Source organism: Streptomyces sp. NPDC014861, from assembly GCF_043081625.1.
Taxonomy (GTDB): domain Bacteria; phylum Actinomycetota; class Actinomycetes; order Streptomycetales; family Streptomycetaceae; genus Streptomyces.
In genome coordinates, this window is record NZ_JBIBWV010000002.1 from 358,581 (window position 1) to 375,878 (window position 17,298).

Consider the following 17,298-nt stretch of genomic DNA (forward strand, 5'->3'; position numbering starts at 1 on the left):
GGTGGGTAGGGCTATCACTCGTCGCACCCACGGCCCCGGCCACCAGCCGTACGGCCGGCCACCACGTCGAGACGAACCGGGAGACCCCCGTGACCACGACCGCCCGCCCCCAGAACGGACGGATACGGATTCCGCGCCAGACCGCCCCCGGCGGCGCCCCGCCGGCCGCCGCGCCCGCGCCCGCCGACACCGCGCCGCTGACCAGCGAGCCCTCGTGGGCGGCGGTCGCGCCGCTGACCAGCGAGCCGCCCCTGGCCGGCGCCCCGCCCCTCACCAGCGAGCCGCCCCTCACCGGCGCCGCACCCCTCACCAGCGAACCCACCGCCCCCGGAAACCGGTGCGGCACGGAGTCAACCGGAGTGTGAAGTGACCCTGGCCCGCCTCGCCGCCCGTCACGGCGTCGCCACCGCGTTCAGCCCGTCCGAGGGCGTCACCGTGCCCGTGCCCGAGGCCACCGTGGTCGCCGTGCTCGGCGCCCTCGGGGTGGACGCGACCACCCCGGAGGCGGTCGCCGCCGCCCTCGGCGCGGCGGAGCGGGCCGACCGGGAGCGCCTGCTCCCGCCCACGCTCGTCCGGCACACCGGGGACGGTCCGCCCGCCCCGCCCGCCGGGCTGCCCGAGGGGACCCTGCTCCGGGTCACCACCGAGGACGGCGACGTTCGCACCGGCGGCGACTGGGAGCGGCTGCCGCTCGGCGTGCACACCGTGGACGCCGAGGCACCCGACGGCCGCACCGCCCGCGCCACCCTCGTCGTCGCCCCCGCGCGGGTCCCGGCCCCCGCCACGCGCGCGTACGGCCTGCTCGTCCAGCTCTACTCGCTGCTCTCCGAACGCTCCTGGGGCATGGGCGACCTCGGCGACCTGCGCGACCTCGTCTCCTGGGCGGGCCGCGCGCACGGTGCCGGGTTCGTCCAGGTCAACCCGCTGCACGCGGGCGTGCCCGGGGCGCCCTCCGACCCGTCCCCGTACCGCCCCTCCTCCCGCCGCTTCCCCGACCCCGTCCACCTCCGCATCGAACAGATCCCCGAATATGCCCATCTGGGCCCCGGCCGGCGCGAGGAACTGGACCGGATCCTCGCCGCCGCCGCCGAACTGCGCGAGCGCGTCCTCGGCAAGGGCACCGCCATCGACCGGGACGCCGTCTGGGCGCTCAAACTGCGCGCCCTGGAGCTGATCGCCGCCGTCGAGCAGACCCCCGGGCGGCGCGCCGACTACCACGACTTCCTCGCCGAGCGCGGCCGCGCCCTGGAGGACCACGCCACCTACCAGGCCCTCGCCGAGCGCCACGGCCCCCACTGGCGCGCCTGGCCCGAGGAGCTGCGCACCCCGGACGGCGCCGGGGCGGCCGTCCGCGCCGACGCCGCGCTCACCGCCCGGGTCGACTTCCACTGCCGGCTCGCCTGGCTGACGGACCGGCAGCTCGGCGAGGCCGCCGACGCGGCCCGGGAGGCGGGGATGGCGGTCGGCATCGTCCACGACCTCGCCGTCGGCGTGCACCCGGAGGGCTCCGACGTCTGGGCCCGGCAGGGCGACTTCGCCACCGGGATGTCGGTCGGCGCCCCGCCCGACGCCTTCAACTCCCGCGGCCAGGACTGGGGCCTGCCGCCATGGCGCCCCGACGCCCTCGCCGCCGCCGGGTACGCCCCGTACCGCGGACTCCTCCGCGAGCTCCTGCGGCACGCGGGAGCCCTCCGGATCGACCACGTGATGGGCCTCTTCCGCCTCTGGTGGGTGCCGGAGGGCCGGGAGCCCACCGAGGGCACCTACGTCCGCTACGACGCCGAGGCGATGCTCGCCGTCCTCGTCCTGGAGGCGCACCGGGCCGGCGCCCTCGTCGTCGGCGAGGACCTGGGCACGGTCGAGCCGGGCGTCCGCGAAGCGCTGGCCGCGCGCGGGGTGTTCGGCACCTCCGTGCTCTGGTTCGAGCGGGACTGGGACGGCGGCGGCGCCCCGCTGCCGCCCGAGGCGTGGCGGTCCGGCTGCGTGGCCACCGCCACCACCCACGACCTGCCGTCCACCGCCGCCCGGCTCTCCGGCGACCACGTGCTGCTGCGTCACCGGCTCGGCCTGCTCGGCGGCGACCTGACCCGCGAGCGCGCGTCCGACGCGGCGGAGACCGCCGAGTGGCGCGGGGTCCTCCAGCGGCTCGGGCTGCTGCCGGAGGGGCCGGGCGACGAGGAGGCCGAGATCCGGGCCGTCCACCGCTTCCTGGCCCGCACCCCGGCCCGGATGGTCGGCGTGTGGCTGCCGGACCTGGTGGGGGACCGCCGGCCGCAGAACCTGCCGGGCACCTGGGACGAGTACCCCAACTGGCGGCTGCCGGTCGCGGGCCCCGACGGGCAGCCGCTGACCCTGGAACGGATCGCCGCCTCGCCCCGCGCGCACGCCCTTCTGAGGACCGCCGCCGAGGGCGTCGGAGCCCGTACGGCACCCCCGGGCGCGCGGGCCGTTTAGGTGTTCGCTACTTTTGCACCGTGGACAAGAAGAACGCCCTGCGCGCCGGCGCCGTCGCGGCCGGTACGACGCTGATGATGCTGCTCATGTCGTCCCCCGCGCTCGCGCTGACCCGCGACGACGGTGACGACCCGGCCCCCAAGCTGGAGGTCATCGAGACCCTCGGTCTCTTCGTGGTGGCCCCGGTGGTGCTGTTCCTGGTCATCGCCGGCCTGGTGATGGTCCTCGACAAGTCCCGCAAGAAGGCGTAACCGCCTCCCCCGTCCGTCTCCGAGGGCGCCGCACGGCCGACACCGGCCGTGCGGCGCCCTCGCGCGTTCCCGACCCGCTCACGCGGTCGTCGCGAGCAGCTTCCGCAGCAGTCCGGCCAGCTGCTCCGCCTCCTCCTCGGTCAGCGCCGCCTCCAGGGCCTCCCGCTGCCGCTCCAGGCCGGCGCCGACCGCCTGGTCCACCAGTTCCCGGCCGCGCTCGGTGAGCGTGACGCGCAGCCCGCGCCGGTCGTTCGGATCGGGGCTGCGGGAGAGCAGCCCGGCCTTCTCCAGCTTGTCCAGCCTGCCGGTCATGCCGCCGGTGGTGATCATCAGCGTGGCGGTCAGCTCGCGCGGCGAGAGCGTGTACGGCGCTCCCGAGCGGCGCAGCGTCGCCAGGACGTCGAACTCCCCGAGCGCCATCCCGTAGGGCGCGTACGCCTTGTCGACCCGTCCGCGCATGGCGGCGGCCAGCCGGTAGATCCGCCCGAAGACCGCCATGGGGAGCGTGTCCAGGTCGGGGCGGACGACCGCCCACTGGGCGGCGATGGCGTCGACGGGGTCGGGCGCGAGCGGCTGCGTGTTCATGACCTCAGTGTTCCGCCTCCTTCCGGTCGGTGGCAAGAAAGCCACTTGCAAGTAAGTAGCTTAGTGCTAAGTTAATTACCGCCAAGCAAGGCGCCGCTCCGGATCACCGGAGCCGCAACGCTCAGGGGGAGTCCTGCCATGTCCCGCAAAGCGGCCACCGTCGCGCTCACCGCCCTCGCCCCGATCTCCTGGGGCTCGACCTACTTCGTGACCACCGAGTTCCTGCCGGCCGACCGCCCCCTCTTCACCGGCCTCATGCGGGCCCTGCCGGCCGGCCTCCTGCTCCTGGCGCTCACCCGCAAGCTCCCGCGAGGCGCCTGGTGGTGGAAGTCGGCGGTCCTCGGCGCGCTCAACATCGGCGCCTTCTTCCCGCTCCTCTTCCTCGCCGCCTACCGGCTGCCCGGCGGTGTCGCCGCCGTCGTGGGCTCCGTCGGCCCGCTCTTCGTCGTCGGCCTCGCCGCCCTCCTCCTCGGGGAGAAGCCCGCCGCGCGGACCCTGCTCACCGCCGTCGCCGCCGCCTTCGGCGTCAGCCTCGTGGTCCTGAAGGCCGGGGCCGCCTTCGACCTGATCGGCGTGGGCGCCGGACTGCTCTCCTCCCTGTCGATGTCCGCCGGCGTCGTCCTCACCAAGCGCTGGGGCCGCCCCGAGGGTGTCGGCTCCCTCGCGCTCACCGGCTGGCAGCTCACCGCGGGCGGCCTGGTCATCCTGCCCGTCGCCTTCCTGATCGAGGGCGCCCCGCCCGCCCTCACCGGCACGCACCTCGCCGGCTACGCCTACCTCGCCGTCGGCAACACCGCGGTCTCGTACTTCCTCTGGTTCCGCGGCATCGAGCGGCTGGGCGCCTCCTCCGTCACGCTCCTCGGTCCGCTCTCCCCGATCACCGCCGCCGTCATCGGCTGGGTCGCGCTCGGCCAGGCGCTCGGCCCGGTGCAGGTGGTCGGCATGGTGATCGCCTTCGGCGCCACCCTCGTGGGCCAGACGGCCCCCGCGAAGCCCGCGCCCGCCCTCACATCGTTCAGTTCTGCTGAAAAGAACGGTCAGGAAGTTTCGATGGACCTGGAGGTTTCGGGAGTGCGACGGTAGGCGGCATGCCCCTCACGTCCCCCCGCCACCCGGCCCCGACCACCACCCCCGACACCCACCCGACCTCGGCCACGGCCCCCGACGAACCCCCGCGACCGGCGCCCGCCAAGGGTGCCGGTCTCGGTCTGCTCCTCGCCCTCCTCGCCACCGTCGTCTGGTCCGGCAGCTTCGTCGCCACCCGCGACATGGCCGACTCCGTGCCGCCCGTCCAGGCGGTGTTCTGGCGCTGGATCATCGCCCTCCTCGTGGTCGCCCCCTTCGCCGCCCGCCGGCTCTGGAGACAGCGCGCGATCCTCCGCCGCCACCTCGGATTCACCGCCCTCGCCTCGCTGTTCGGGGTCGCGCTCTACAACACCCTCGTCCACCAGGCCGGCCTCACCACCTCCGCCACCAACATGGGCATGATCATGGCCGCCTCCCCGGTGATCATGGCCCTCTACGCCCGGCTCGGCGGCGAACGCCTCGGCGCCCGCCGCCTCCTGGGCACGGCCGTCGCCGTCCTCGGCGTGCTGCTGCTCGTCGGCAAGGGCTCCCTCACCGTCGACCTCGCCGCCGGCGACCTCTGGATGTTCGCGGCGGCCCTCTCCTTCGCCTCGTACAGCGCGCTCCTCCGGCGCAGGCCCGCGGAGCTCGACGGACTCGTCTTCCTCCTCGCCACCTTCGTGCTCGGCGCCCTCATGCTCGCCCCCGTCCACGCCGTCTCCCTCGCCGTCCAGGGCGGCTTCCCCGTCGTCCCCGGCACCGTCGGCCCGCTGCTCTACATCGGCGTGTTCTCCTCCGCCGTCGCCTTCTTCGCCTGGAACAAGGCGATCTCCCTGATCGGCGCCGCCCGCGCCGGAGTCGTCTACTACCTCCAGCCCGTCTGCGTCGCCCTGCTCTCGTACGCCCTCCTCGGCGAGCGGCTCGGCCTCGCCGGCGGCGCCTGCATGGCGCTCATCCTCGGTGGCGTGGCGCTCAGCTCCGCCGCCGGACGCCCGGCCCCGGACAGTCGGGGGCGGACCCCCAGGTAGGTTGCGCCCATGACCGAGTGGGACATCAAGAAGCTGCACATCCTGCGCACCCTGCGCGACCGGGGCACCGTCACCGCCACCGCGGAGACCCTGCTCATGACCCCCTCGGCCGTCTCCCAGCAACTCACCAACCTCGCCAGGCAGCTCGGCGTGCCGCTCCTGGAGGCCCACGGCCGGCGCGTCCGGCTCACCGACGCCGCCCACCTCGTGCTCCGCCACGCCGAGGCGGTGTTCGCGCAGCTGGAGCGCGCCGACGCCGAACTCGACGGCTACCTCCGGGGCGAGGCGGGCCAGGTGCGCGTCGCCGCCTTCTCCACCTCCGTCCCCGCGCTCCTCGTCCCCGCCGTACGCCGGCTCCGCACCGCCCACCCCGGCCTCGACGTCCGCGTCCGCGAGGCCGAGGCGGGGGAGGCGTACGAACTCCTCACCGCCGGCGAGGTCGACCTGGCCCTCTCCCTCGCCGCCCACGCTCCCACCGCGCGCGACCCCAAGTTCAGCCGGGTGCCGCTGCTCGCCGACCCCCTCGACGTCGCCCTGCCCGCCGGACACCCGCTCGCCGACGCGCCCGGCCTGCGCCTCGCGGACCTCGCCGCCGAGCCCTGGATCTTCGGCGGCTCCGGCCCCTGGTCCGAGATCACCACCGCCGCCTGCGAGGCCGCCGGCTTCGTCCCCGAGCAGGCCCACAGCGCCTCCGGCTGGACCGCCATCCTCGCCATGGTCGAGGCGGGGCTCGGGATCGCGCTCGTCCCCCGGATGGCCTCCGCGGAACGGCGCGGCGGCACCGGGGTCGTCATGCGGGTCCTCTCCGCCGACCAGCCGCGCCGCCACGTCGTCGCCGCCGTCCGGCGCGGGGCCGAGGACGGGCCCGCGGTGGCCCGGGTGCTCGCCGCCCTCCGGCAGGCCGCCGCCGCCCGCGAGACCTTTCAGCAGAACTGAACGACACCATCGAAAACATTCGATGGACCGCGGACCTCCCGCGGAGGAGAGTCGAAGCATGACCGCTCTCGAAGACGCCCAGGACCCGCACGCCAACGACGCCGCCCCCTACGGCGGAGGCGACCCCTACGCCGACTACCGCACCGGTGACTTCCCCTTCACCGAGCTGGTCGACCTCGCCGACCGCCGCCTCGGCGCCGGCGTCGTCGCCGCCGACGACGAGTTCTTCGCCGAGCGCGAGAACCTCCTCGTCCGCGAGCGGGCCGTCTTCGACCCGGAGCACTTCGGCCACAAGGGCAAGATCATGGACGGCTGGGAGACCCGCCGCCGCCGCGGCGCCGACGCCGAGAACGTCTTCCCCGCACCCGAGGACCACGACTGGGCGATCGTCCGCCTGGGCGCCCCCGGCGTCATCAAGGGCCTGATCGTCGACACCGCCCACTTCCGGGGCAACTACCCGCAGAAGGTCAGCGTCCAGGCCACCGCCGTCGAGGGCAGCCCCGCCCCCGCCGAACTCCTCGACGCCACGTGGGAGGAGCTGGTCCCGCCCACCCCCGTCCGCGGCCACGCCGCCAACGGCTTCACGATCGACAGCGACCGCCGCTGGACCCACGTACGCCTCTGCCAGCACCCGGACGGCGGCATCGCCCGCCTCCGCGTCCACGGCGAGGTCCTGCCCGACCCCGAGTGGCTGGACCTCCTCGGCACCGTCGACCTGCTCTCCGTCCTCAACGGCGGGTCGTACGAGGACGCCTCCGACAAGTTCTACTCCTCGCCGACCCAGATCATCCTGCCCGGCACCTCCCGCAAGATGGACGACGGCTGGGAGAACCGCCGCCGCCGCGTCCGGGGCACCAACGACTGGGTCCGCTTCCGCCTCCCCGCCCAGGGCGCCGTCCGCGCCGTCGAGATCGACACCGCCTACCTCAAGGGCAACTCCGCCGGCTGGATCGCCCTCCAGGGCCGCAACGGCGAGTCCGGCGAGTGGTTCGAGATCATCCCGCGCACCCGCCTCCAGCCCGACACCCTGCACCGCTTCAGGCTCCCCGCCCACGCGGTCGTCACCCACGTCCGCCTCGACGCCTTCCCCGACGGCGGCGTCGCCCGCATGCGCCTGCACGGCGCGCTGACCGAGGAGGGCGCCGCCGACCTGCGCGCCCGCTTCGACCGCGCGAGCCGCTAGAGCCCTGTCTGACAATTCCCGCCGGGTCCGACCCGGCCTGATCCGACGCCAATTGTCAGACAGGCTCCAGCACCGGGAACCGGCGAAGGGGCGCCTCTGTGGGGGAGGCGCCCCTTCGTCGTACAGCCGTCGCGGCTCTCCGCCGGTGGGCACCGCGGGTGCCCACCGGCGGAGAGCACCGGTTCCTAGCCGGCGGCCGCCGCGTCCGCCGCGCGGGCCCGCAGGGCCCGCTCGACGCCCGCCCGCGACTCCGTCACCAGGCGCCGCAGCGCCGGGACCGGGTCGGTGGCCGCGATCCACGCGTCCGTCGCGTCCAGCGTCTCCTGCGAGACCTGGAGCGTCGGGTAGAGGCCGACCACGATCTGCTGGATCATCTCGTGGCTGCGGGTCTCCGACACGCGCTTGATCGACGCGAAGTACTTCTCCGTGTACGGGGCCAGCAGCTCGCGCTGGTCGGCCTGGACGAAGCCGCCGATCACCGCCTCCTGCACCGCGTTGGCCAGCTTGTCGTCCTCGACGACCGCCGCCCACGCCTCGGCCTTCGCCGCCTCGGTCGGACGCGCCGCACGGGCCGTCGCCGCGTGCCGCTCACCGGCCGCCGTGCGGTCCCGCTCCAGCTCGGCCGCGATCTCCGGCTCGTCGAAGACGCCGGTCGCGGCGAGCCGCTGCACGAACGCCCAGCGCAGCTCGGTGTCGACGGCCAGGCCCTCGATCGTCTCCCGGCCCTCCAGGAGCGCGGCGAGCAGGTCGAGCTGCTGCGGCGTCCTGGCGGTCGCGGCGAAGGCCCGCGCCCACGCCAGCTGGTGGTCGCTCGCCGGCTCGGCCGCCTTCAGGTGGGTGAGGGCCGCCTCGGTCCAGCGGGTCAGACCCGCGTCCCGCCACTCCGGCGCCGCGTACAGCTCCAGGGCGGCCTTGACCTGGCCCTGGAGCGACTGCACCACGCCGATGTCCGACTCCTTGGCGATGCCGGACAGCACCAGCTCCAGGTAGTCGCGGGTGGCCAGCTCGCCGTCCCGGGTCATGTCCCAGGCGGCGGACCAGCACAGGGCGCGCGGCAGCGACTCGGTGAAGTCGCCGAGGTGCGCGGTGACGTTCTGCAGGGACACCTCGTCGAGGCGGACCTTGGCGTACGACAGGTCGTCGTCGTTGAGCAGGACGACCGCCGGGCGGGACTTGCCCACGAGCGCCGGCACCGGGGTCAGCCCGGCCGCGTCGATGTCCAGCTCCAGGCGCTCGGTGCGGACCAGCTTGCCGGCCGCGTCGAGGTCGTAGAAGCCGATCGCGATGCGGTGCGGGCGGAGCACGGCCTCGCCCTTGGCGCCGGCGGGCAGCGCCGGAGCCTCCTGCTTCACAGCGAAGGCGGTGATCGAGCCGTTCTCGTCGGTCTCGATCTCGGGGCGCAGGATGTTGATGCCGGCGGTCTCCAGCCACGCCTTCGACCAGGTCTTCAGGTCGCGCCCGGAGGTCTCCTCCAGCGCGCCGAGCAGGTCGCTCAGGCGGGTGTTGCCGAAGGCGTGGCGCTGGAAGTACGCCTGCACGCCCTTGAAGAACTCGTCCTGGCCGACGTAGGCGACGAGCTGCTTGAGGACCGAGGCGCCCTTGGCGTACGTGATGCCGTCGAAGTTGACGAGCACGTCCTCCAGGTCGTTGATCTCGGCCATGATCGGGTGCGTAGACGGCAGCTGGTCCTGGCGGTAGGCCCAGGTCTTCTCCGCGTTGGCGAAGGTCGTCCAGGCGTGCGGCCAGCGGGTGCCCTCGACGGCCGCCTGGCAGGCGACGGAGGTGTAGGTGGCGAACGACTCGTTCAGCCAGAGGTCGTTCCACCACTCCATGGTCACGAGGTCGCCGAACCACATGTGGGCCAGCTCGTGCAGGATGGTCTCGGCGCGCCGCTCGTAGGCCGCGTCCGTCACCTTCGACCGGAAGACGTACTGGTCGCGGATGGTGACCGCGCCGGCGTTCTCCATCGCGCCCGCGTTGAACTCCGGCACGAACAGCTGGTCGTACTTGGCGAACGGGTAGGCGTACGCGAACTTCTCCTGGAACCAGCCGAAGCCCTGGCGGGTCACGTCGAAGATGTGGTCCGCGTCCAGGAACTCGGCCAGCGACGGACGGCAGTAGATGCCCAGCGGCACGACCTGCCCGTCCGGGCCCTCGTACGTCGAGTGCACCGCGTGGTACGGGCCGACGATCAGGGCCGTGATGTACGTGGAGATCCGCGGGGTCGGCTCGAAGGCCCACACCCCGTCCTTCGGCTCCGGCGTCGGCGAGTTGGAGATGACGCTCCAGCCCTCCGGGGCCTTCACCGTGAACTGGAAGGTCGCCTTCAGGTCCGGCTGCTCGAAGGAGGCGAAGACCCGGCGCGCGTCCGGCACCTCGAACTGGGTGTAGAGGTACGCCTGGCCGTCGACCGGGTCGACGAAGCGGTGCAGACCCTCACCGGTGTTGGTGTACGCGCAGTCCGCGACCACCCGCAGCTCGTTGCGGCCCTGCTTCAGGTGGGGCAGCGCGATCCGCGCGTCGCGGAAGACGGCGGCCACGTCCAGCGAGCGCCCGTTCAGGTCGACCTCGTGGACGGCGTCGGCGACGAGGTCGATGAAGCTCTCGACGCCTCCCTCGGCGGAATCGAAGCGGACGGTGGTGACGGACCGGTAGGTGCCGCCCTCCTGCGCACCGGAGAGGTCCAGTTCGACCTCGTACGCGTCCACGGTCAGCAGCGCCGCCCGCTGCTGGGCCTCTTCACGGGTCAGGTTCGTACCAGGCACCCGGTCAACTCCTCGGTTTCGTGACGTTTGGGCCATCCTTCCACGGGGCGCTCGGCCCGCGCATCGAACATTTCCCAGGGCGAACACGACGAGGGGGCGGCCGTCCCGCGGACGGCCGCCCCCTCGCGGGGAGGATCGGGCTCAGCCCTGGAGCTCGGCCGCCACCAGCTCCGCGATCTGCACCGCGTTCAGCGCGGCGCCCTTGCGGAGGTTGTCGTTGGAGAGGAAGAGCGCGAGGCCGTTGTCCACGGTCTCGTCGACGCGGATGCGGCCCACGTACGAGGCGTCCTTGCCGGCCGCCTGGAGCGGGGTCGGGATCTCGGACAGCACGACGCCCTCGGCGTCCTTCAGCAGCTCGTAGGCGCGCTCGACGCTGATCGGGCGCTCGAAGCGGACGTTCACCTGGAGCGAGTGGCCGGAGAAGACCGGGACGCGGACGCAGGTCCCGGAGACCTTCAGCTCCGGGATCTCCAGGATCTTGCGGGACTCGTTGCGGAGCTTCTGCTCCTCGTCGGTCTCGAAGGAGCCGTCGTCGACGAGGGAGCCGGCCAGCGGGACCACGTTGAACGCGATCGGGCGCTGGTAGACGGCCGGCTCGGGGAACTCGACGGCCTCGCCGTCGAAGGCGAGCTGGTCGGCCCGCTCGGCCACCGCGCAGGCCTGGGTGCGCAGCTCGGCGACACCGGCCACGCCCGAGCCGGAGACGGCCTGGTAGGTGGTGGCGATCAGCGCGGCGAGGCCGGCCTCCTGGTGGAGCGGCTTGAGGACCGGCATGGCGGCCATCGTGGTGCAGTTCGGGTTGGCGATGATGCCCTTGGGGCGGTCCTTGATCGCGTGCGGGTTGACCTCGGAGACGACGAGGGGGACCTCGGGGTCGCGGCGCCAGGCGGAGGAGTTGTCGATCACCACGGCGCCCTGGGAGGCGACCTTCTCGGCGAGTGCCTTGGAGGTGGCGCCGCCGGCGGAGAAGAGCACGATGTCCAGGCCGGTGTAGTCGGCGGTCGAGGCGTCCTCGACGGTCACGCCGTCCACGACCGTGCCGGCGGACCGGGCGGAGGCGAAGAGCCGCAGCTCGTCCACGGGGAAGTTCCGCTCGGCCAGGATCTTGCGCATGACTGTGCCGACCTGACCGGTGGCTCCGACGATTCCGACCTTCACGGGGACTCCTCCGTACGTTTGTGCAGGCTGCTGCTGCTGTCCATGATGCGTATGTCCGTGCCCGCCTTGTCCAATCGATTGTCCGAGGGGCGGACGCGGCGCGGACCGGGGGCCGCGCGAGGGGCCGTACGCGGGCCGTCGGCGGGGCCGTACGCGGAAGGGGCGGGCATCCCGGTGGATGCCCGCCCCTCGTACCGCCCGGGGTGTTACGGGGTGACGCTGCCGATCAGGACGCTGCCGGTGCCCGCGACGGTGCCGCGCGCGTTGAGCAGCTGGACCTGGCCGAAGAACTGGCGTCCCTCGGGGGCCGGACCGCCGACGACGACCTGGGCCGGGACCTTGGCGCTCGCGCCGTTGGCGAGCGGGTAGGTCTTGGCCTCGTCCACCTTCACGGAGCCGAGCGCCGCGGAGTAGTAGACGTCCTTGTAGTCGTAGGTCGTGCCGCCCTCGGCGTGGACCGCGTAGCCGTCGATGACGACGGTGTACGTGCCGGCCTTCGGCTTGACGAGCGAGACGCTCTCCTCGGAGTCGCCGTCGGCCGACTGGGCCACGCGGACGCCGTCGAGGAGCACGCTCAGGTCGAGGTCGGCGGCCTTGTCGGAGGTGTTGCCGATCCCGATGTCGAGCCGCTCGACGCCCTCACCGATGGTGACGGTCTTCGTCTGCTGCTCGTGGTGCTGGATGGTCGGGGTCTCGACCTTGGCCGAGCCCAGCGAGCCGCCCTTCAGCTTGCCGTCGATGCCGGCGAACTTGTTGGTGACGGTCCACTCGACGGCGGACGGGGTGCCGACCTTCGCCTCGGCGACCGTCTGGACGGCCGGGTCGAAGGAGGCGCCGAGCACGGAGACGCCGAGCTTGTACGGGTTGTCCAGGTTCGGCGAGGTGCGGCGCGCCTCGACCTCGATCTCCCAGACACCGGCCTGCGGGTTGGTGTAGGAGCGGAGGTCCGGGCGGCAGGTGTTCGCCGGGTTGTAGTGCGGGTAGCAGCCCGTGGTCGCGGTCGGGTCGACCGGGACGCCGTACGGGTGGATGGCGATGAACCGGGTCTGGCTCTTCTCCTTCAGGCCGCCGATGGCGACCTCCAGGGAGGTGGCGCCCTGCGGCACGGTCACGAAGTACGACTTCGTGCTGTTGCGCTGGACCGAGCCCGAGGCCGAGAAGGAGTAGCCGGGGGAGACCAGGTCGCTCGCGACGACCGAGGTGGCGAGGATCTGCTTGTCGACGCCCTCGGTGCGCTCGTCGTCGGCCTCCAGGAGCACGCTGTGCACGCCGGCGGTCTTCGGGCGGGCCTCCAGCTTGACGGTGACCGGCTTGTTCAGCGGCAGGCGGACCTCGTCGTCGCCGAGGATCCGGAAGGTGCCGTCGTTGTGCTTGAGGTCCAGCTCGTGCTCGATGGCGCGGTCCGGGCCGCTGGTGCGGGTGACGGTGACGTCGTAGACCTTCTTCTGGCCGACCTTGAGGTCGCCCTCGCGGTCGTACACACCGGTGCCGGTGTGCGGGGCCGGGAAGATCACGGTGTCGACCGGGGCCTCGACCTTGTAGGAGTGGGCGGTGGCCCCGTCCTTGATCGACTCCCAGGCCTCGTTGATGTCGATGAGGCCGGCGCCCTGCTCGTGGGCACCGACGCCCGGGATCCGCTGCGCGGTCGAGGTGAGGGCGGTGCGCAGGGTCAGCGGGGAGAGCTCGATGCCGCGCTGCTTGGCGGCGGAGAGCAGCAGCGCGCTCGCGCCGGCGACCTGCGGGGACGACATCGAGGTGCCGTTCAGCATGCCGTAGCCGGCCGGGAGGCTGTAGCCCGCCTCGGCGACGCCGGCGCCGGCCTGCCAGGTCGGGATGGTGTTCACGGCCGAACCCGGACCGGTGATGGTCGGGGTGGCGCCGCCGTCCTCACGCGGACCGCGCGAGGAGAAGGGGAACATGGCGTACTTCTTCTCGACGGCCGAGCCGTAGTTGGCGGCCCAGGTCGACTGGGAGACGGCCGCGCCGACCGAGACGACCTTCTCGGCCAGGCTCGGGTCGCCGATCGTGTTGGTGCCGGGGCCGGAGTTGCCGGCCGAGATCACCAGCTGCACGCCGTACTCGTCGATGAGACGGGTGTAGAGGCGGGCGCGGACGTTGTCGCCGTCGTTCAGCGCGGGCAGGCCGCCGATCGACATGTTGACGATGTCGACGCCGCGGTTGACGACGAGGTCGACCATGCCCTCGGTGAGGGCGACGTTGGTGCAGCCGCCGTCCCAGGTGCAGGCGCGGGAGGAGACGAGCTTCGCGCCGGGCGCGGCGCCGTTCATCCTGCCGCCGAAGAGGCCCTTGGCGGCGGTGATGCCGGCGACGTGGGTGCCGTGCGAGGACTCGACGATGCCGATGTTGACGAAGTCGCGCTTCTGGCCGACCCAGGTGCCGCCGTACGGGTCCATCGGGACGTCCTTGCGGATCTCCACGACGAACGGGGTGCGCTCGACGACCTCGGTGGCCGGGTCGTCGGTGCCGAAGTAGCCGATGCCGTGGCCGTCCTTGTACGGCTTCAGCGGCGCGTTGTCCGTGAAGTCGTTGTCCTGGTCGGTGTCGACGCGGACGGTGCCGGAGGCGGGGTCGTACAGCATGCCGAAGACGTCGGTGGTGTCGCCGTCGCGGTTGATGTCACCGGCCGGGTCGCCGCCCGCCGTGACGGACTCGCTGAAGCGGCTCCACTGGTAGGCGCCCTCGGGGGCCTTCCAGGACTGGGTGCCGGCGGTAAAGACCGGGCCCGCGACCGGGGTCACCTGCGGGCGCCAGGTGGCGTCGCCCTCGGTGATCGGGTCGGTGGCGGTCACCCAGTCGACGATCTTGCGCTCGCCGGTGGTGGTCTTCTGGAGGGCCGGGTGGCCCAGGTCGACGCCCGAGTCGAGGATGCCGATGGTCACGCCGCGGCCGTCGGCGCGGGAGTGGTCCTCGACGAACTCGACGGCGCCCGTCTCGTGGGACGGGTTGTACGGGTTCTTCGCCGGGGTGCGCTTCGACGGCGCCGGGTAGGTCCGGTTCACCGTGGTGCCGTCCACGCCGCCGGCGACGCCGGCGTCGGGGCGCGGGTCGTCCAGCTGGATCTCGGCCCTGAGGTCGACCGACTGGACGGCGGAGAGCTTGGTGGCGGCCTTGATCGCGGCCTCGGCCTTGCCGGTCGGCAGGGTGGCGCGGACGTAGCCGAGCTCGTCGTTGCGGTTGCCGACCGAGCCGCCGGGGACGGCGTCGAGCTGGTCGGCGACCTGCTCGGTCGCGCCGGGAGCGGTGGCGACCAGGATGGTGACGTGCGGCTCGCCGGCGGCCTCGGCCTCGGCGAGGCGCTGCGCGTCGGTGGCGCCGAGCTTGTCGGCGGGCTCCGCGGTCTTCACCGGGGGAGTCGTCACCGGGTCGTCGGCGGCGAGGACCGGGGCGGCACCGGCCGCGACGAGCGCGGTCACCAGGCCGGCGGCGGCGGCGATCCGGGCCGCTCGTCTGGTCCCGGTGGAGCGCCCGGGTATGGAGCTCTGCGTTTCGGGGGTGGTCATTTACATCCCTGTTTGTGAAAGAAGAGGGTCCGGAATCCGGTACCGGATGACCGCTCAGCCTTTCGTAAATGACCAGGCTTTGTGGAGAGTTCGCGGAGAGCGGGTTGGCTCCGTGGCGTACATCCGCCACCGCGCTTCCTCCGCCACACGCGACGAATCGCCCTCAACGAGGGCGATTCGACCGCCAGTTGTGGATCACTGCTCCTTCGCGCGGGCGTAGTGCCGGGAGGCCTTCGCCCGGTTGCCGCAGCTCGCCATCGAGTGCCAGCGCCGGGTGCCGTTCCGCGAGGTGTCGAAGAAGTGGAGGATGCACGCCTCGTGCGCGCAGGTCCTGATCCGGTCCGGGGCGGTACGCAGCAGGTCCAGGTAGTCGCGGGCGGCCGTCCAGGCCGGCCCCCACGCCGGGTCGGCGAACTCGGCGCGCTCGCCAGGGCCTTCGGCGGTGAGCAGGGCGCGGATCCGGCCGTGCTCCAGGACGGCGTCGAGCCGTGCGACCGCGTCCGGGTCGCCGGGCCGCTCGACCAAGGCCTTCAGCGCCTCGCGGGCGGTGAGGGTGCGGTCGAGCGTGGCCTCGTCGGCGGCGAACGCCCCGTCGAGCCCGTTGGCCGCCAGCCAGATCGCGAGGCCGCCGGTGTCGGTGAGCAGGTCCTGGCGCTCGCCCTCCTCCATCCACCGGGTGTTCAGCAGGTCCAGGGAGACCGGCTCGCCGGTGTGCGGCCGCGGATCGGTGACGGGCATGGCGGGCATCCTCCTCGACCCCGGGCGATCTAACCCCTCAAGCGTACGTGACGGGTTGCACCCCATGACTTCTAACCTCTAAAGTCGAATTAAGCGGTTAGCCCGAACGGGGCGACCGACGACGAGGGGACCGTCATGTCCGCGATCGGCACGCTGCGCACGGCGCACATCGGCATCAACGTCACCGACCTGGACCGCTCGCTCCGCTTCTACGGCGAGGTCCTCGGCTTCGCGGTGATCGGATCCGGCGAAGCCGAGGGGCGCCGCCACGCCTTCCTCGGCCAGGACGGCCGGCTCGCCGTCACCCTCTGGCAGCAGGCCGAGGGCGCTTACGAACCCACCCGCGCCGGCCTGCACCACCTGGCCTTCGAGGCCGCCTCCATCGAGCAGGTCCGCGCGGCCGAGGCCGCCCTCAAGGCCCGGGGCGTCACCTTCGCCCACGACGGCGTGGTGGCCCACGGCGAAGGCACCCCCTCCGGCGGCATCTTCTTCCACGACCCCGACGGCACCCGCCTGGAGATCTCCGTCCCCGAGGGAGCCGAGGACGCCCCGGTCCCGAACGCCGCGGCCCCCACCTGCGGCTTCTTCTAGCCGGCCCGCGCGGCGCCCGCCGCGCCGAGACGCCCGCCCGCACCCCCCGGAGGCCGGTCATGACCACCGCGTACCACCACGGCTCGCTCGCCGTGCAGGCCAGGCTCGGCGTCCGGCACGCGGCCGCCCGCATCGCCCCCTCGATCCGCCCCGGGATCCGCCCGGTCGCCGCCGCGTTCCTGGAGCTCCAGCCCATGCTGGTGCTGGGCGCGGCGGCCCCGGACGGTCACGTCCGGGCGACCCTCCTCACCGGCGCCCCCGGCTTCGCCCGGGCGACCGGCCCCCACACGGTCTCGGTCGCGGCCCGCCCCCGCCCCGACGACCCGCTGGCGGCGGCGCTGTCCCGCGAGGCCCGCGTCGGCACGATCGCCCTCGACCCCCGCACCCGCCGCCGCATGCGCCTCAACGGCACCGCCCGCCCCAGCGCCCGCGGCATGGTGATCGAGGTCGAGCAGGTCTTCGCCAACTGCCCCAAGTACCTCCAGAGACGCGAGCTGTACGGCTCCGAACCGGCGGGCCCCGGCTCCTCCCCGGCGCGCCGGGGCGAGGCCCTTACCGAGGCCCAGTCGGCCGCCGTCCGCGCGGCCGACACCTTCTTCGTCGCCACCACGGGGCCGGACGGGGCCGACGTCAGCCACCGGGGCGGCAACCCCGGCTTCGTCCGGACCGAGGACCCCCGCACCCTGGAGTGGCGGGACTACCCGGGCAACGCGATGTTCCTCACACTCGGAAACCTGGAGACCGACGACAGGGCCGGTCTCCTCTTCCTGGACTGGGAGAACGGCACCACCCTCCAGATCAGCGGCCGGGCGGAAACGGTATACCGTTTGGAGGAGCGGTTCGTCCGCCTCCGGGTCGACAGCGTCGTCGAGACCCCGGCCGCCAGCCCCCTGCGCTGGTCCGCGCCCGAGTACTCCCCGGCCAACCCGACCACCCCCTGAACCCGGCCGATCCGACCACCCCCTGAACCCGGCCGGCCGATCCGCCCCCCGAACCCGGCCGATCCGACCACCCCCGTGACCC

14 protein-coding genes are annotated in these 17,298 nt (G+C 73.3%); 9 read left to right on the forward strand and 5 right to left on the reverse strand.

From position 1 onward, the window contains the following. Nucleotides 1–122: 122 nt before the first annotated feature. From ACF1BN_RS05335 to ACF1BN_RS05345, 3 genes are read left to right on the forward strand one after another with little or no spacing between them, the layout of a single operon-like run. The gene (locus ACF1BN_RS05335) at nucleotides 123–365 is read left to right on the forward strand and encodes a hypothetical protein (protein WP_392330489.1); all 243 of its coding nucleotides are present in this window, start codon (nucleotides 123–125) and stop codon (nucleotides 363–365) included. A 1-nt stretch (nucleotide 366) separates the two neighbouring features. Then, nucleotides 367–2,454 (forward strand): 4-alpha-glucanotransferase, encoded by a 2,088-nt coding sequence (gene malQ, locus ACF1BN_RS05340; RefSeq protein WP_392330234.1) that lies wholly within the window; start codon nucleotides 367–369, stop codon nucleotides 2,452–2,454. 20 nt (nucleotides 2,455–2,474) lie between these two features. Further along, on the forward strand, nucleotides 2,475–2,705 hold the full coding sequence (locus tag ACF1BN_RS05345) for a hypothetical protein (protein ID WP_360309473.1): 231 nt from the start codon (nucleotides 2,475–2,477) through the stop codon (nucleotides 2,703–2,705). A 78-nt stretch (nucleotides 2,706–2,783) separates the two neighbouring features. On the opposite strand, the gene ACF1BN_RS05350 is transcribed toward ACF1BN_RS05345, so the two are convergent. Next, nucleotides 2,784–3,290 (reverse strand): MarR family winged helix-turn-helix transcriptional regulator, encoded by a 507-nt coding sequence (locus tag ACF1BN_RS05350; protein WP_392330235.1) that lies wholly within the window; start codon nucleotides 3,288–3,290, stop codon nucleotides 2,784–2,786. Between the two features lie 138 nt (nucleotides 3,291–3,428). Between ACF1BN_RS05350 and ACF1BN_RS05355 the strand changes: the two genes are divergently transcribed. The 4 genes from ACF1BN_RS05355 to alc are packed head-to-tail and all read left to right on the forward strand — an operon-like array spanning nucleotide 3,429 to nucleotide 7,502. Then, entirely contained in the window at nucleotides 3,429–4,373 is a 945-nt protein-coding gene (locus tag ACF1BN_RS05355; protein ID WP_392330236.1) for an EamA family transporter, read from the forward strand. Between the two features lie 5 nt (nucleotides 4,374–4,378). Continuing rightward, nucleotides 4,379–5,383 (forward strand): DMT family transporter, encoded by a 1,005-nt coding sequence (locus ACF1BN_RS05360; protein ID WP_392330237.1) that lies wholly within the window; start codon nucleotides 4,379–4,381, stop codon nucleotides 5,381–5,383. Between the two features lie 9 nt (nucleotides 5,384–5,392). Beyond that, on the forward strand, nucleotides 5,393–6,319 hold the full coding sequence (locus ACF1BN_RS05365) for a LysR family transcriptional regulator (RefSeq protein ID WP_392330238.1): 927 nt from the start codon (nucleotides 5,393–5,395) through the stop codon (nucleotides 6,317–6,319). A gap of 58 nt (nucleotides 6,320–6,377) precedes the next feature. Continuing rightward, entirely contained in the window at nucleotides 6,378–7,502 is a 1,125-nt protein-coding gene (gene alc / locus ACF1BN_RS05370; RefSeq protein ID WP_392330239.1) for an allantoicase, read from the forward strand. 185 nt (nucleotides 7,503–7,687) lie between these two features. Here the strand turns inward: alc and pepN are convergent, their stop codons facing one another. The 4 genes from pepN to ACF1BN_RS05390 form a co-directional block, all read right to left on the reverse strand. Next, on the reverse strand, nucleotides 7,688–10,267 hold the full coding sequence (pepN, locus tag ACF1BN_RS05375) for an aminopeptidase N (protein ID WP_392330240.1): 2,580 nt from the start codon (nucleotides 10,265–10,267) through the stop codon (nucleotides 7,688–7,690). A gap of 141 nt (nucleotides 10,268–10,408) precedes the next feature. Beyond that, nucleotides 10,409–11,425: an aspartate-semialdehyde dehydrogenase gene (locus tag ACF1BN_RS05380; RefSeq protein ID WP_392330241.1), complete on the reverse strand. Its 1,017-nt coding sequence runs from the start codon at nucleotides 11,423–11,425 to the stop codon at nucleotides 10,409–10,411. Between the two features lie 206 nt (nucleotides 11,426–11,631). Next, nucleotides 11,632–14,946, reverse strand: coding sequence for a S8 family serine peptidase (locus tag ACF1BN_RS05385; protein WP_392330242.1), 3,315 nt, complete (start codon nucleotides 14,944–14,946; stop codon nucleotides 11,632–11,634). A 195-nt stretch (nucleotides 14,947–15,141) separates the two neighbouring features. Next, nucleotides 15,142–15,684: a CGNR zinc finger domain-containing protein gene (locus ACF1BN_RS05390; protein ID WP_392330243.1), complete on the reverse strand. Its 543-nt coding sequence runs from the start codon at nucleotides 15,682–15,684 to the stop codon at nucleotides 15,142–15,144. 135 nt (nucleotides 15,685–15,819) lie between these two features. Between ACF1BN_RS05390 and ACF1BN_RS05395 the strand changes: the two genes are divergently transcribed. Together ACF1BN_RS05395 and ACF1BN_RS05400 are read left to right on the forward strand one after the other, a co-directional pair. After that, complete coding sequence (locus tag ACF1BN_RS05395; RefSeq protein WP_392330244.1) at nucleotides 15,820–16,275, forward strand: VOC family protein; 456 nt, start codon at nucleotides 15,820–15,822, stop codon at nucleotides 16,273–16,275. 59 nt (nucleotides 16,276–16,334) lie between these two features. Further along, complete coding sequence (locus tag ACF1BN_RS05400; RefSeq protein WP_392330245.1) at nucleotides 16,335–17,216, forward strand: pyridoxamine 5'-phosphate oxidase family protein; 882 nt, start codon at nucleotides 16,335–16,337, stop codon at nucleotides 17,214–17,216. Nucleotides 17,217–17,298 lie beyond the last annotated feature (82 nt).

Bases quoted from the DNA above. Each gene is read 5' to 3' on its own strand.
- ACF1BN_RS05355 (WP_392330236.1), top strand. From the start codon at position 3,429: ATGTCCCGCAAAGCGGCCACCGTCGCGCTCACCGCCCTCGCCCCGATC.
- ACF1BN_RS05390 (WP_392330243.1), bottom strand. From the start codon at position 15,684: ATGCCCGTCACCGATCCGCGGCCGCACACCGGCGAGCCGGTCTCCCTG.
- ACF1BN_RS05365 (WP_392330238.1), top strand. From the start codon at position 5,393: ATGACCGAGTGGGACATCAAGAAGCTGCACATCCTGCGCACCCTGCGC.
- alc (WP_392330239.1), top strand. From the start codon at position 6,378: ATGACCGCTCTCGAAGACGCCCAGGACCCGCACGCCAACGACGCCGCC.
- ACF1BN_RS05395 (WP_392330244.1), top strand. From the start codon at position 15,820: ATGTCCGCGATCGGCACGCTGCGCACGGCGCACATCGGCATCAACGTC.
- ACF1BN_RS05385 (WP_392330242.1), bottom strand. From the start codon at position 14,946: ATGACCACCCCCGAAACGCAGAGCTCCATACCCGGGCGCTCCACCGGG.
- ACF1BN_RS05350 (WP_392330235.1), bottom strand. From the start codon at position 3,290: ATGAACACGCAGCCGCTCGCGCCCGACCCCGTCGACGCCATCGCCGCC.
- ACF1BN_RS05360 (WP_392330237.1), top strand. From the start codon at position 4,379: ATGCCCCTCACGTCCCCCCGCCACCCGGCCCCGACCACCACCCCCGAC.
- ACF1BN_RS05400 (WP_392330245.1), top strand. From the start codon at position 16,335: ATGACCACCGCGTACCACCACGGCTCGCTCGCCGTGCAGGCCAGGCTC.